16 protein-coding genes are annotated in these 12,740 nt (G+C 46.3%); 6 read left to right on the top strand and 10 right to left on the bottom strand.

Annotated elements, in window-relative coordinates:
• Positions 1–81 precede the first annotated feature (81 nt).
• The 6 genes from ACSHWX_RS08950 to ACSHWX_RS08925 form a co-directional block, all read right to left on the bottom strand.
• Positions 82–780 (bottom strand): anti-sigma factor, encoded by a 699-nt coding sequence (locus ACSHWX_RS08950; protein ID WP_435667864.1) that lies wholly within the window; start codon positions 778–780, stop codon positions 82–84.
• Positions 777–1,349 carry a sigma-70 family RNA polymerase sigma factor gene (locus ACSHWX_RS08945; protein ID WP_435667863.1) on the bottom strand — a complete coding sequence of 191 codons (573 nt, stop codon included), beginning with the start codon at positions 1,347–1,349 and terminating at the stop codon, positions 777–779. The genes ACSHWX_RS08950 and ACSHWX_RS08945 overlap by 4 nt, the downstream gene beginning before the upstream one ends.
• 143 nt (positions 1,350–1,492) lie before the next feature.
• Entirely contained in the window at positions 1,493–2,278 is a 786-nt protein-coding gene (locus ACSHWX_RS08940; RefSeq protein WP_435667862.1) for an SDR family NAD(P)-dependent oxidoreductase, read from the bottom strand.
• Between the two features lie 26 nt (positions 2,279–2,304).
• Positions 2,305–2,688 (bottom strand): helix-turn-helix domain-containing protein, encoded by a 384-nt coding sequence (locus ACSHWX_RS08935; RefSeq protein ID WP_435667861.1) that lies wholly within the window; start codon positions 2,686–2,688, stop codon positions 2,305–2,307.
• Positions 2,685–3,296, bottom strand: coding sequence for a Smr/MutS family protein (locus ACSHWX_RS08930; RefSeq protein ID WP_435667860.1), 612 nt, complete (start codon positions 3,294–3,296; stop codon positions 2,685–2,687). Before ACSHWX_RS08930 ends, ACSHWX_RS08935 begins: the two co-directional genes overlap by 4 nt.
• Positions 3,297–3,316: 20 nt before the next feature.
• Positions 3,317–4,039 carry a Tim44/TimA family putative adaptor protein gene (locus tag ACSHWX_RS08925; RefSeq protein WP_435667859.1) on the bottom strand — a complete coding sequence of 241 codons (723 nt, stop codon included), beginning with the start codon at positions 4,037–4,039 and terminating at the stop codon, positions 3,317–3,319.
• Between the two features lie 151 nt (positions 4,040–4,190).
• Between ACSHWX_RS08925 and ACSHWX_RS08920 the strand changes: the two genes are divergently transcribed.
• Positions 4,191–4,652 carry an FxsA family protein gene (locus ACSHWX_RS08920; protein WP_435667858.1) on the top strand — a complete coding sequence of 154 codons (462 nt, stop codon included), beginning with the start codon at positions 4,191–4,193 and terminating at the stop codon, positions 4,650–4,652.
• 96 nt (positions 4,653–4,748) lie between these two features.
• A complete protein-coding gene (gene secB / locus ACSHWX_RS08915; RefSeq protein ID WP_435667857.1) occupies positions 4,749–5,246 on the top strand; it encodes a protein-export chaperone SecB in 498 nt (165 codons plus the stop codon).
• A 51-nt stretch (positions 5,247–5,297) separates the two neighbouring features.
• On the opposite strand, the gene dnaQ is transcribed toward secB, so the two are convergent.
• From dnaQ to ACSHWX_RS08895, 4 genes are read right to left on the bottom strand one after another with little or no spacing between them, the layout of a single operon-like run.
• Positions 5,298–5,993: a DNA polymerase III subunit epsilon gene (gene dnaQ, locus ACSHWX_RS08910; protein ID WP_435667950.1), complete on the bottom strand. Its 696-nt coding sequence runs from the start codon at positions 5,991–5,993 to the stop codon at positions 5,298–5,300.
• A gap of 43 nt (positions 5,994–6,036) precedes the next feature.
• Positions 6,037–6,630, bottom strand: coding sequence for a dephospho-CoA kinase (coaE, locus tag ACSHWX_RS08905; protein ID WP_435667856.1), 594 nt, complete (start codon positions 6,628–6,630; stop codon positions 6,037–6,039).
• Positions 6,627–7,466: a shikimate dehydrogenase gene (locus tag ACSHWX_RS08900; protein ID WP_435667855.1), complete on the bottom strand. Its 840-nt coding sequence runs from the start codon at positions 7,464–7,466 to the stop codon at positions 6,627–6,629. Before ACSHWX_RS08900 ends, coaE begins: the two co-directional genes overlap by 4 nt.
• Positions 7,467–8,051, bottom strand: a complete 585-nt coding sequence (locus tag ACSHWX_RS08895; protein ID WP_435667854.1) for a Maf family nucleotide pyrophosphatase — start codon at positions 8,049–8,051, stop codon at positions 7,467–7,469.
• A gap of 452 nt (positions 8,052–8,503) precedes the next feature.
• Between ACSHWX_RS08895 and hemE the strand changes: the two genes are divergently transcribed.
• The 4 genes from hemE to mnmE all read left to right on the top strand — a co-directional run bounded on the left by hemE (position 8,504) and on the right by mnmE (position 12,725).
• Positions 8,504–9,541 carry a uroporphyrinogen decarboxylase gene (gene hemE / locus ACSHWX_RS08890; RefSeq protein ID WP_435667853.1) on the top strand — a complete coding sequence of 346 codons (1,038 nt, stop codon included), beginning with the start codon at positions 8,504–8,506 and terminating at the stop codon, positions 9,539–9,541.
• Between the two features lie 3 nt (positions 9,542–9,544).
• Positions 9,545–9,970: a protoporphyrinogen oxidase HemJ gene (gene hemJ / locus ACSHWX_RS08885; RefSeq protein WP_435667852.1), complete on the top strand. Its 426-nt coding sequence runs from the start codon at positions 9,545–9,547 to the stop codon at positions 9,968–9,970.
• 163 nt (positions 9,971–10,133) lie between these two features.
• A complete protein-coding gene (rho, locus tag ACSHWX_RS08880; RefSeq protein ID WP_435667851.1) occupies positions 10,134–11,399 on the top strand; it encodes a transcription termination factor Rho in 1,266 nt (421 codons plus the stop codon).
• A gap of 15 nt (positions 11,400–11,414) precedes the next feature.
• Positions 11,415–12,725 (top strand): tRNA uridine-5-carboxymethylaminomethyl(34) synthesis GTPase MnmE, encoded by a 1,311-nt coding sequence (mnmE, locus tag ACSHWX_RS08875; protein WP_435667850.1) that lies wholly within the window; start codon positions 11,415–11,417, stop codon positions 12,723–12,725.
• Positions 12,726–12,740: the final 15 nt, after the last annotated feature.

Here is a 12,740-nt window from a genome sequence, read left to right as displayed (position 1 = left end):
GGGTTATTAGAGCAACGGGTAAAAACTCAAATTAGTTTCAAAAAAGTGTAATTATTTTTGAAACCATTAAAAATCAATAACTTACCCTATGGCTAAAGTACCTGACGCGATGACCGGACCGGTTGGAATGCCCTCTGGTGCGCCACCATCTGGCTCAACTGTAATGGCCAAAGTCACACCGTCGATCAAAAGACCTTTCATGTCTTCTGACAAAGCCAGTTCTGCGGTGCCAGTTGGCGCAACAACGCCCATGGAAACAGGCGTGGCATTTTCGCCCGGAATGACCCACAATTCATGATCGTGACCATCAGCGGCTTGCATATTCGTTGTAACAATCATTTTTCCATTGCGCACATCGTAATTGGCAACTAGCGCTGCTGGTGCCTGCTCTCCGCTCAATATGGCGGTAAGGGGCGGCAAATCCTTGGTCAAAAACTGCGGCAAATATCCAATACCGACAACCAAAACAAGTACCGCGAGCGCAGCAGAAAAAATGCCGTAAATTTTGTTGCTGAATAATTTTCCAAACCAGCTCAATTGGGCCGGGTTTGAAAGGTTCAACTGATCTGCAATGTTTTTCCAAACGTGGGCGGGTGGGGTTACCGGTGCCACCGTTTCCAACATTGGTGACAAGCGTTCTGACCATTCATCGACTTCTTGACGAAACTCGATATCTTGATCATAGCGCTTAGCCGCTTCGGCCCGTAATTCATCTGCCAAACCACCCAGCGCAAATTCTGCTGCTAGCCAGCGGTCTTGTTCGTTTAAAGGAGTGCTCATTTGTCCAAACACTCCTTTAATTGCATTAGACTACGTCGGATCCATGTTTTGACCGTGTTGAGCGGTATTTTTAATGTATCCGCAGATTCTTGATAGGACCAGCCAGCCAGATATGTTTTGCGCACAGCTTGTGCATGATCTGGGTTGAGTTGATCAAGACATGCATCGATTTGGCTTTTTTGATCTGAGTGGAGCGCTGCCTGTTCTGGCGTGGGGGCCAAGTCCGAAATCTCATGATGATCATCTAGATCGTCAGTTGGCTTGCCACGTGCTCTATATCGATCAATCGCTTGGTTGCGCGCAATCGTTGAAAGCCATGCGATAACGCTTGCACGGCCTGTGGCGTACTTATCTGCCTTGTTCCAAACTTTGATATAGATTTCTTGCAACACGTCCTCAGCTTCGCTCCTATCATTTAAGATACGAAGGCAAATGCCAAAAAGTTTCGAAGATGTGCGCTGATAAAGCACAGAAAAGGCCTGTCGATCTTTTAAAGCGACACGCCCAATCAATAAATCTAGATCATTTGCTGGCAAACTTTCACCTGCAGTTGCTTCGAGAATGCCCATTTAATGGCCTTAAACTATGGCGTTTTCGTGAAACGTTCAATCTTCATATTTGGATCACAAAAATTAAAAATATTTTGGTTCAATTTTAAGCGCCCAAGATGTCAGACTAGATCAACGGCCGCCTCGTTGCCATGCCTTAATCGCTACCAAAGCGTATAGCCGCCATCAATTACCAACGCCGCGCCCGTCATGTAACTTGACGCTGGACTAGCAAGGTAAACAGCAAGTGGGCCAAGTTCAGAAGGTTCGCCAGCTCGGCCCATGGGCGTTGAGTTGGTGATTTGTTCAATCACTTCTGGTTTAGTTTTATTCCATTCTACATTTGCATCAGTCATGAAAAGCCCGGGGCAAATGGCATTTACATTGATGCCAAATGGAGCCCAATCAGCCGCCGTGGCTTTGGTGAACTGGACCATTGCCGCTTTCGCTGTTTCATATGATCGTCCGCCAATGCCGCGATTGGACACATAGGCATTCATCGAGGCAACGTTGATAATTCTGCCGCCCTCGGCGCGTTTTATCATTTCGCGACCCAGTATTTTTGTCCCCAAGAAACAGCTGGTAAGATTGAGGTCAATCGCTTCTTGCCATTGCTCAAGCGTCAAATCCTGGGTTTGTTGTGGACCAGTGCGTCCGCCAATATTGTTGATCAGAATATGAATTGGGCCGAATTGGCCGGCTGCCAATTGTTCAAACGCCTCTTCACACGTTTTCGGGTCAGCCATATCAACCGCGACCACATCAATTTTGGTGCCAAATTGAGCTAACTCTTTACGCGATTTTTCAAGAGTTTCAGCGTTGCGTCCAGTGATGATCACATCGGCGCCAGCTTGGGCAAGCGCCATGGCCATCTGAAAGCCCAGACCACGACTTGCCCCGGTTACCAACGCCCGTTTGCCGGTAAGCTTAAATTGATCAAGTACGTTCATCTTGCCACCAATGTTGGAACTTTGTTCTATTTGTTGTTTTTCGCCCGCGCGCGCGCGCCACGCTGCTCAACTTCTTGAACCAAATACATCAAGTCTTCTTCCTCTAAACTGGAGATATTTTGGGACAGTTTATTGGTCAATTCGGTGGCTTTGGGCGCTAGACCGGCCGTATCAATATAAATTTTAGGATCAGAAATTTCCGCAAGGCGTTGCAATTCTTCTGCTTCGTCCCAAATCACGTTAAAATAGGAAATGATACGCTGCAGCATAAACCATGTTGGTTTGCCGCGATGGCCGTGCTCAAGCGCTGAAAGATAGGCACTGGAAACATCTAAATCGCTGGCCATCTGCTTAAGCGAAATTTGTCGTTCCTTGCGGATTTTGCGGATTTTTGCGCCGAGCGGGGTCATTTTGTCCCCTTTTTAAGCCGGACATATAGAGCACCCGCGCCGCCGTGATTTTGCGCAGCCGCGTCAACGCCAGCAACCATGTGCAAAAGCTTTGGCTCTTTTAGCCAATTGGGCACAAGATATCGCAGGACGCCTTTTTGTTCGAATTCTGCATATCCTGTGCGCTTAACCCCTTTACCGGTGATCACCAGGATATTGCGGGCGCCACGATAAAAGGCAGATGAGACGAAGTGAATTAGGGCAGAATGTGCTTCTGTCTGGCGCATACCGTGCAAGTCGAGCGTCGCATCGATTGAAACGCGTCCGCGGGCGATTTTGCGCTTTAGCTTATGATCAATTGGCTTATCAGGCTTTGGGTGCGCCAATGTTGAATTGATATGGGGAATGTGGCGATCTTGATCGCCAAGATGGGTCGGCAAGGGCGACCAGTTTTTTGCAGCTGGTCGCACTTTCACTTTTATTTTTTTGTCTAAAACAACTGGCGGAACACTCGGCTTTACCCGCAGCACATCGGTTTGATGCGGCCTAAGAGGGCTGACAGACTTTGTCACTTCACTCCAAAGGTGCCAATCGGCAAGGTCTTTTGGTGGTTTTTTAGCGCGTGACATGTCGTTAAGTTCCGTTGCTCCTAATCCAATTGGTTTGTGCTGACCAATTTCCAGTTGGGATCGCGAGATTTTGTGTTGCGCGAAAATGTCCACTCATCCGCAATATTGACAACGGCTTCCTCGTCGCCATCAATCAATTGACCTTCAGCATTTTTGGTGGCTGAAACAACCTGTGCCGCATATTCAATCGTTACAAGTGCGTTCTTGCCGTCCATTTCAGCATTGCTCATTTTCACCTTGGAAAACCCAACAAACGTGAAATCGACTTTCTCGCCTCGTTTTTCGCGTTCTTCGATGGCAGATTCAAAACCTTCATAAACAGGTTTATCAAGAATCATTTTCAACGTTTTGCGATCGCCTTCAGCAAACGCCACAACAACCATCTCATAGGCTGAAATCGCGCCGTCCATGAAGGATTTTGGACCAAAATTTTGATCCGCTTGAATGATCTGGTTAAGACCAGCTGCAAGCTCAGCATTGTTGTCAGCGTAGTTTTCAACTTCAGCTTCTAGCTTAAGCGCGCGCTTTTCTGCGTCCAAATTGGCGGGTTTCACCTTTGGCTCGCGATTTGGCAGGCTAACGACGTTATCCGAATTATCTTCACCCTCATCCTCATTTTGGTCAGGACGTTCAGGTGGCCGCTCAAAGCCATCTCGCGTGCCCAAAACACTTCTAAGCCGTAGCAAAACCACAACGGCTATAACGAGAAAGAACAATGTTGGAATATCAAAAAAATCGCCCATATCTGCCTCAAATTTGTGTCGCCTCGCGACACTCGTATTCTTTATCAATCGCCCCTATATATAGAACGAAACATGGCTGTGACTAGCATGCATAACCGGTATTTATGTGTTTTGGTTCACTTTCACGTGCATTTTTAGAAAGGTTGTTCAATTGGGACGCTATTTATTCGCTTTATTTCTGGTTGTGCCGATAATCGAAATCGCAATTTTTGTCGCTATGGGCGGCCTTATCGGTTTTTGGTGGACCATGGGCGGCGTGGTGTTCACCGCTTTATTGGGCTCTTATTTGCTGCGACTTCAAGGTTTTGCGGTTTGGGCCGATGTGCAGGGGAAAATGCGTGTTGGGCAATTCCCCGGTCAATCCATCGTTGATGGAATTATGCTGGCAATTGCAGGTGCGCTTTTATTGACCCCTGGATTTTTCACTGACGCGGTGGGGTTTGCCCTATTTGTTCCCCAAGTACGCTATATGATTTTTGAATATATGCGCAAACGGGTCAATATTGTCTCCGCTTCAAGTCACACGACATATTCTTCGAACCAGCCTACGCAGCCAGAAGACGATGATGGCGTGATTGAATTGGATGAAAATAAATGGCGGGACGGTCAATAGGCAAGAAATGGCCCTCCAGCCTGTTCATTACTTGCCGCACCTTTTCAAAGATGCTAGCCAGCTTCTCGAGTTTTTTAATCAAAGATAGGCAGATCGATGGCCGACGAAACACCAAACACAGCAACTGACACCAATGCACCACAACCTTCATTGCAAATTGTTGGTCAATATATCAAAGACCTAAGCTTTGAGAACCCGAATGCCCCTGCATCGTTAGCATCTGGCCCGGCCCCACAAATTGCAATTAGCATCAATGTGGGCGCACAAAAGCAAGATGACGACATTTTTGCGGTTGAATTGACCATCAATGCTAAAGCCGAGCGTGATGACAATATCCTGTTTAATGTTGAATTGGTCTATGGCGGATTGTTCAACATCAAGAACTTCCCAGAAAACCAAATTCATCCCTTGGTTATGATTGAATGCCCAAGATTGATTTTCCCATTTGCCCGCCAAATTCTTTCAACTGTAACGCAAAATGGCGGTTTCCCGCCATTGTTGATGGAACCAGTAGATTTCAGCACGATCTATCGCCAGAATTTGGAAGCAGCAGCGGCTAAAATTAAAGAAGGCGACGACAAAACTGTAAACTAGCAGTCGCTAGTTGATTTTAGCTGGCTAACAGCATTTATGCTCTCAAGTTTTTTAGTTTTGCGCCCAGTATTTTTGCCAAAGGGGCGCATCAGACATTTCAGCGACAAAGTCCTTGTGATTTTGTCGCTGTTTTTCATCCAACAGTTGCGGCAAAGGTTTAGGCCTTGCTTGAGCTTTTCTTTGTGCGATCTGAATATCGGTCTCTTTGGTCGTTTCCTGCGCCAAACTAAAGGCCACTTGGCGGCCACCAATGAGTTCAAGATAAACCTCAGCCAAAATCTCACTATCGAGCAGCGCGCCGTGTAATGTACGGCGTGAATTATCGATGCCATAATGACGGCAAAGCGCGTCAAGGCTTACCCGCGCACCGGGATGGACTTTACGGGCAAGTTGGACCGTATCAATAACATCATTTTCAAGCCGAGGGGCGTTGCACCATTCTAGTTCAGCCTGCAAAAAACCCATATCGAACGGGGCGTTGTGAATGATGAGCACTGAATCTTGGATATAGTCCCGAAATTCTTGTTGGACATCTTTGAACAGCGGCTTATCAGACAAAAACTCTTCTGAAAGCCCATGCACTTTAAAGGCACCCTCAGGCATATCCCGTTCAGGATTACAATATTTGTGAAAATTGTTGCCTGTTGGAATGTGATTGATCAACTCAACACACCCGATTTCGACCACCCGATCGCCGCTTGCGGGGCTTAAGCCTGTTGTTTCGGTATCAAGAACAATTTCGCGAATGGCCATTGATCATATCGCCTTGTCTGAGGAATGTGCGTCTAGTTTAACCATTGCCCCAGTCGCGGCAAGTTTGGATAATTTCATCCACAATCTGTTGGGTCATTTCAGGCGTTGTACCAGTATCAATAATAAAATCGGCACGCTTTTTCTTTTGATCTTGGCTCATTTGGCGGGATTTTATCGCCTCGAACTTTTCTGTCGTCATACCAGCACGGGCCAAAGCACGTTGTTTTTGCACCTGATCGTCGCAATAGGTCACAGCGATTTTGTCCAACGGATAGGCTTTACCGGTTTCAAACAGCAACGGGATTTCCAAGATGATCAGCTCTTGGCCAGCTTCACTTTGGGCCGCGATAAAGTCATGCATTTTTTGATGAACAAGGGGGTGAACCAGTTCTTCAAGCTGCGCCAGCTTTTTTTTATCTGCCAAAACATGACCAGAAAGAGCTTTGCGATCAATTCGACCATCAATTACAGTGTCAGGAAACAAGGCACCGACCGGACCCACAGCTTCATTTTCATAAAGCTCATGCACCGCCTGATCAGCGTCATAAATCGGGATATCACGGTTGGCGAACATTTTGGCGACCGTGGATTTACCCGTTGCCATCGATCCCGTTAATCCAAGTTTGATCATTGCTCTATTCCCAATAATTTTTGACGCAATTGCGTCCCCACTGACGCTCGAACGCCAAACCAACGCTCAAATCCAGGCACGGCTTGGTGCAGCAACATACCCAGTCCATCAATGGCCTTCAGCCCCAGTTTTTCTGCATCCTCCAACAGCGGCGTGCAAAGCGGCGTATAAACGATATCGGTGACAATGGCATGTTTGGGCAACCGACTAAGTTCAAGACCATCAAAACGGGTATTGTTCATGCCCACCGCGCTGGTATTAACCAATAGATCTGCGTTTTGTGCATGTTCATTGAATTGCGCCAACGTGCCAGCCTGTAGGACATTTGTGCTGAGCGCCTCGTTTAGGTCGTCGCTCAGGTTTTGAGCGCGTTCAACTGTGCGGTTCAGCACGAAAATTCTTTGATAATTACGTTCGACCAGCCCAACCAAAATCGCCCGGGCTGCGCCCCCCGCGCCTAACACAATCGCTGTTCCACTATGTTGGCCCCAAGTCGGATCTTGCTGGTCTAGGTTCGCCAAAAACCCATATTTATCGGTATTGTCACCATAAAGCGCGCCATCTTGAACCCAAAGCGTGTTGACCGCACCAATGGTTTTTGCGGTGTCACTCAGATGATCGCAAAAAGGCATGATCTTTTCTTTATGGGGCACCGTAACATTGCCGCCAACAAATGAACCTGCTTTCAGGGATTTCGCAAAATCGCCCAGCATTGATGGTTCAATGTCCAATGCCTGGTATGAGCCGTCCAAACTGTGTTCAGCCAACCAATGACCATGCAAAACCGGTGATTTCGAATGGTTTATCGGGTGGCCAATGACAAAGGCTTTTTTCATTTAGATGGCTTTCAAATCTCTAAGCGCGCTTAGAAGGGGTAAGAGCGGTAGACCCAGCACAGTAAAATAGTCGCCCTCAATGTTACTAAATAGACGAATTGATGGCCCCTCAAGTCGGTAACCACCAACAGATTGAAGCAGTTTCTCGCCTTCTAAGTCGATAATCTCATCTGCTTGTTGTTCGTTAAAATCATGCATGGTGAGATGCGCAAAGGTCTGATGCTGCCAGATAACTTTATTGTGTTGAACGATTGAAACAGCCGAACACAGCGTGTGGCTTTTCCCGCTTAATGCCATGAGTTGGGAACGTAAAGCCGCAAAATTTTCCGGTTTGTGTAAATACGCGCCGTCAAAACTCAAGGTTTGATCCGAACCGATCACTAAAGCATGTGGATATTCTTTTGAGACATTCAGCGCCTTAGCGTCAGCCAACAAGGACGTTAGTTCCTTTTGGTCGAACTGCTTCGAACTAACGCTCGCTTCAATTACACGTTCATCGATTCGGGCGGGAATACACTCAAATTCCAGCCCCGCATTGACCAATAGTTGGGTTCTTGTGGGTGATTTTGACGCCAAAATAATCATATTTTCAATGACTTATGATTTTTCAAATTTGTTGTCCACATTGTTATCCACTTTGCTGATGCAGTTTACGCCCAACCGGCATCAAAAAGCGGTTCTTCGTATTTTGTACCCGTTCAGCAGATTTTCATCCACAGGATGTGAGGTGTTCATAAGCAAGATAGGAATAACAGGCAAATGTGGACAATAAATTTTATTCAATTTTGTCCCAGTTTATCCTCTTTTTATCCATAGGTTTTGCACAGAGGCAAAACTGTTTACCTTCTGGTAACCATAGGACTTAACGGTTTATTCACCTTTAAAATTTGTTTGTGCGAATTCCCACGCACAGTTGGCGCGCAAATGTCACATGTGAACAAGACTTGTGGAGTGAAAAGAATTCCTGCAATACACAGACAAGAAGAAGAAGAAGAAAAATAGAATAAGAATCTTTTGGGAATAAAGGTGAATTGATCGTGGTAGAACGAACAGGTCGTAAATTACTGGATTGTGTCAGAGGTTTTGTTGATGATGTGCCCCCTATGTGGATTATGCGCCAAGCTGGGCGATATTTACCAGAGTACAAAGAAGTACGTGCATCAACCAAAGGATTTCTTGATCTTTGCTATACCCCTAAAAAGGCAATTGAAGTGACATTACAACCACTTCGTCGTTTTGATCTTGATGCTGCAATTATCTTTTCGGATATTCTGGTTATCCCAGATGCGTTGGGACAAGATGTAAGGTTCGAAGCGGGTGAGGGACCTATATTAAAAGAGATTGAAACAGCAAAAGATCTTGCTGAACTTGATATATCTAAAGTTCTTGATCATTTAGCGCCTGTTTTAGAAACGGTGCGTGGGGTACGTGCTGGCATCGATGATGATAAGACTTTAATTGGATTTTGTGGCGCGCCATGGACGGTAGCGACCTATATGTTGGGTGGTCGTGGATCACCCGATCAGGCTAAAGCGCGATTGTTTGCTTTGGCAAATCCTGAGCTGTTTGCGCAATTGATGGATATTTTGGTTGAGGCCAGCGCTGAATATTTGTTAGCCCAGTTTGACGCGGGCGCTGATGTTGTTCAGATATTTGAGAGTTGGGCGCTCAATCTAGATGAAACCAACTTTAAAAACTTTGTGGTTGATCCCACGGTTCGTCTTGTTCAAAAAGTTCGCAAGAAACGCCCTGATGCACCAATTATTGGGTTTCCGCGTGGCGCATCGACAATGATCCCAGGCTATATCAAATCAACCAACGTTAATGCTGTTGGTTTGGACTATGCGATGCCGCTTTCTTATGCGCGTGAACATATTTCTCCTTTCGCGACCGTTCAGGGCAATCTTGACCCCTTACGGTTGGTGAGTGGGGGAAAACAAATGCTTGATCGAGCTGATGAAATTCTCGCAGCTTTTAAAGATCGCCCACATATTTTCAACCTGGGTCATGGTATTGTTCCACAAACACCAATTGCCCACGTTGAAGCGCTTGTGAACCACGTTAAGGGGCATTGAGTGATGGAATGGGTCAAAGCTCTACATGTGATCTCCATCATCGCCTGGATGGCAGGGCTGCTCTATTTGCCAAGACTGTTCGTTTATCATTGTGACGCATCGCATGGGTCCGATAAGTCTGACACATTTATCATTATGGAACGTCGGTTGCTTAAGGCAATTATGACACCGGCGATGATCAGTTCGTGGATTTTTGGACTGTGGTTGGCATTTGGATACCAATTGGTCGCTGTTGACGATATCTGGGCTTGGGTAAAGGGTCTGAGTGTTGTGGGCCTTACCGGCATCCACTTTCATTTGGCGGGCTATCAGCGGGCATTTGCCCAGGGCAAAAATACGAAACAACAACGGTTTTTTCGCCTGATAAATGAAGTGCCGACGGTTTTGATGATTGTTATCGTTATTATGGTGATTGTTAAGCCATTTTAGTCCAAAAATCTGGGACTATTTGGAATTTATTCTTGCAAAGGGCGTTGGTTTGGGATATACACCGCCAACTCCAACGAAACATATGGTCCTTTTGAATAATCGACCTCCGTTTACGTCTCCCCACCCTTTAAATGTTGTCTGCCAGCGCTAGGATACGTCCTTTATGCAGAATATGAAGCTCAGTGAGCTTAAGGCTAAAAATCCAGCCGAATTGTTAGCTTTTGCCGAAGAGGTGCAGGTCGAAAGCCCAAGCACTTTGCGTAAACAAGAATTGATGTTTGCAATTCTTAAAGAACTTGCGGAAAATGACGTCGATATTACCGGCGAGGGTGTGGTTGAAATCCTTCCTGACGGTTTTGGTTTCCTGCGCAGTCCAGATGCAAATTATCTTCCTGGACCAGATGACATTTATGTAAGCCCCTCACAAATTCGTAAATTTTCATTGCGTACGGGTGATACTGTTGAGGGCCAAATTAGATCGCCAAAAGACGGCGAACGCTATTTTGCTTTGCTCAAAGTGAATACGGTTAATTTTGAAGACCCTGACCGCGCACGTCACAAAATCAACTTTGATAATTTGACACCACTTTATCCTGACGAACGCTTTAATATGGAAGTGCAGGACCCAACAGTCAAAGACAGAAGCGGCAGAATAATCGATCTGGTCGCCCCACTCGGTAAGGGCCAGCGCGCACTGATTGTTGCGCCGCCTAGAACTGGTAAGACCGTATTGTTGCAAAATATCGCACAATCAATCGGCATAAATCATCCAGAATGCTACCTAATTGTTCTACTAATCGACGAACGTCCTGAAGAAGTGACGGACATGCAGCGTTCTGTGCGCGGTGAAGTGATCTCATCAACGTTTGATGAACCTGCTAGCCGACACGTTCAAGTTGCTGAAATGGTTATTGAAAAAGCCAAACGGTTGGTTGAACATAAGCGTGATGTTGTCATCTTGCTCGATTCCATCACCCGGTTGGGCCGCGCTTACAACACCGTAGTTCCATCTTCAGGTAAAGTATTGACTGGTGGTGTTGACGCGAACGCACTTCAACGTCCTAAACGTTTCTTTGGTGCGGCACGGAATATTGAAGACGGTGGTTCACTCACCATTATTTCGACCGCGCTGATCGATACGGGTAGCCGTATGGACGAAGTTATTTTCGAAGAATTTAAAGGTACTGGTAACTCTGAAATTGTTCTGGATCGCAAAGTTACAGACAAGCGCGTGTTCCCAGGTATCGATGTGACTAAGTCCGGTACACGTAAAGAAGAATTGCTGGTTGCCCCTGAAGTGTTGAAGAAAATGTACGTCCTACGTCGTATTCTTAATCCAATGGGCACTGTTGATGCGATTGAGTTCTTGATTGATAAGCTCAAGCAAACCAAATCAAATGCCGATTTCTTTGACTCTATGAACACCTAAAAGCGAGCGATGACCGTGGGACAGCAACAGGACACGATTGTGGCACTGTCCTCAGGTCAATTGCCTTCTGGGGTTGCGATTATACGTGCTTCTGGTGAGTGCGCGTCCGAACTACTAACTACATTCGGCATTAAGGTGCCGAATGCGCGGTTCGCGAAATTTTCCAAACTCTTATCGCCAATTGATCAAACAATTATCGACGAAGGATTGGTCCTCTATTTCCCAGCTCCAAACAGTTTTAGCGGTGAGGACCTTGTTGAACTCCAACTGCACGGCAGTCGGGCCGTCGTTCAATTTGTCCTTGATCAAGCAACTAAATTAGAGAATGTCCGGCTAGCTGAGCCAGGTGAATTTACCCGCAGGGCGTTTGAAAACGGCAAGCTAGATTTGACCTCAGTTGAGGGCATAGCTGACCTCATTGAGGCACAGACCGAAAGTCAACGCGCAATGGCCGTAAGCCGTATGCGGGGGAACCTGAATGCTGTGCTTGTTGATTGGCGTATCCAAATCACCAAGTTGCGCGCTGGCATTGAAGCAAATCTAGATTTTTCAGATGAAGACGACGTGCCTTTTGAGCTTCCAACCCATTTCATTGAAGATATTCAGCGACTTAGCGCTGAAATAACGAAGAAGCTTGATCGATTTGATCAAGGACGGATGGTGCGTGAAGGTGTTCGGGTTGCCCTTGTCGGCAGACCAAATGTTGGCAAATCATCGTTACTTAATGCACTGGCACGGTCCGACGTTGCTATTGTAACAGACATTCCGGGAACAACACGTGACGTCGTTTCTGTCGATGTAAATCTAGACGGAATCCTATTTAGTTTTTTTGATACGGCAGGCGTTCGCGATACAGAAGATTTGGTTGAAAAGCTTGGCATTGAACGTTCATTATCTTCTGCAGAAAACGCCGATATCGTTATTGGACTAACGGACGACGGCGCTCTACCTGACGGGATGGTTTTTGATTATGTTGTTGCGACAAAAGCTGATTCACGTGAAACACATTCACCCGAGTTTGAGTATGCATGCGAAGTGAGTGTGAAGACCAATGACGGCCTGAGCGACTTTGTTCAATTGCTGCTGAACAGTGTCGAAAAGGATAATGACTCACGTGAAACAATGCTTATTTCTCACATGAGAGATAAATTGGCGTTAACCGCAGCACTAGAAGCCCTAGATCGGGCCTCAAAAATGTTGTATGCACCAGAGCTTCTGGCTGAAGAATTGCGGACAGCATCGTTCTCGCTGTCTCGGCTAATTGGTGATGTGGGGACTGAAGACGTTTTGGACGAGCTTTTTTCCGGCTTTTGCATTGGAAAATGATTCACGTGAAACATT

Origin of the sequence: Maritalea sp. (genome assembly GCF_051251695.1) — a bacterium.
In the GTDB taxonomy this organism is placed as follows: domain Bacteria; phylum Pseudomonadota; class Alphaproteobacteria; order Rhizobiales; family Devosiaceae; genus Maritalea.
Note: the sequence above shows the minus strand (reverse complement) of the source record. Positions and strands in the feature narration are given on the sequence as shown.

Coding starts and splice junctions, on each gene's coding strand:
- secB (WP_435667857.1), top strand. CDS start 4,749: ATGGCCGACGAAACACCAAACACAGCAACTGACACCAATGCACCACAA.
- ACSHWX_RS08950 (WP_435667864.1), bottom strand. CDS start 780: ATGAGCACTCCTTTAAACGAACAAGACCGCTGGCTAGCAGCAGAATTT.
- rho (WP_435667851.1), top strand. CDS start 10,134: ATGCAGAATATGAAGCTCAGTGAGCTTAAGGCTAAAAATCCAGCCGAA.
- ACSHWX_RS08930 (WP_435667860.1), bottom strand. CDS start 3,296: ATGTCACGCGCTAAAAAACCACCAAAAGACCTTGCCGATTGGCACCTT.
- ACSHWX_RS08940 (WP_435667862.1), bottom strand. CDS start 2,278: ATGAACGTACTTGATCAATTTAAGCTTACCGGCAAACGGGCGTTGGTA.
- ACSHWX_RS08945 (WP_435667863.1), bottom strand. CDS start 1,349: ATGGGCATTCTCGAAGCAACTGCAGGTGAAAGTTTGCCAGCAAATGAT.
- ACSHWX_RS08895 (WP_435667854.1), bottom strand. CDS start 8,051: ATGATTATTTTGGCGTCAAAATCACCCACAAGAACCCAACTATTGGTC.
- coaE (WP_435667856.1), bottom strand. CDS start 6,630: ATGATCAAACTTGGATTAACGGGATCGATGGCAACGGGTAAATCCACG.
- hemJ (WP_435667852.1), top strand. CDS start 9,545: ATGGAATGGGTCAAAGCTCTACATGTGATCTCCATCATCGCCTGGATG.
- ACSHWX_RS08900 (WP_435667855.1), bottom strand. CDS start 7,466: ATGAAAAAAGCCTTTGTCATTGGCCACCCGATAAACCATTCGAAATCA.
- ACSHWX_RS08925 (WP_435667859.1), bottom strand. CDS start 4,039: ATGGGCGATTTTTTTGATATTCCAACATTGTTCTTTCTCGTTATAGCC.
- ACSHWX_RS08935 (WP_435667861.1), bottom strand. CDS start 2,688: ATGACCCCGCTCGGCGCAAAAATCCGCAAAATCCGCAAGGAACGACAA.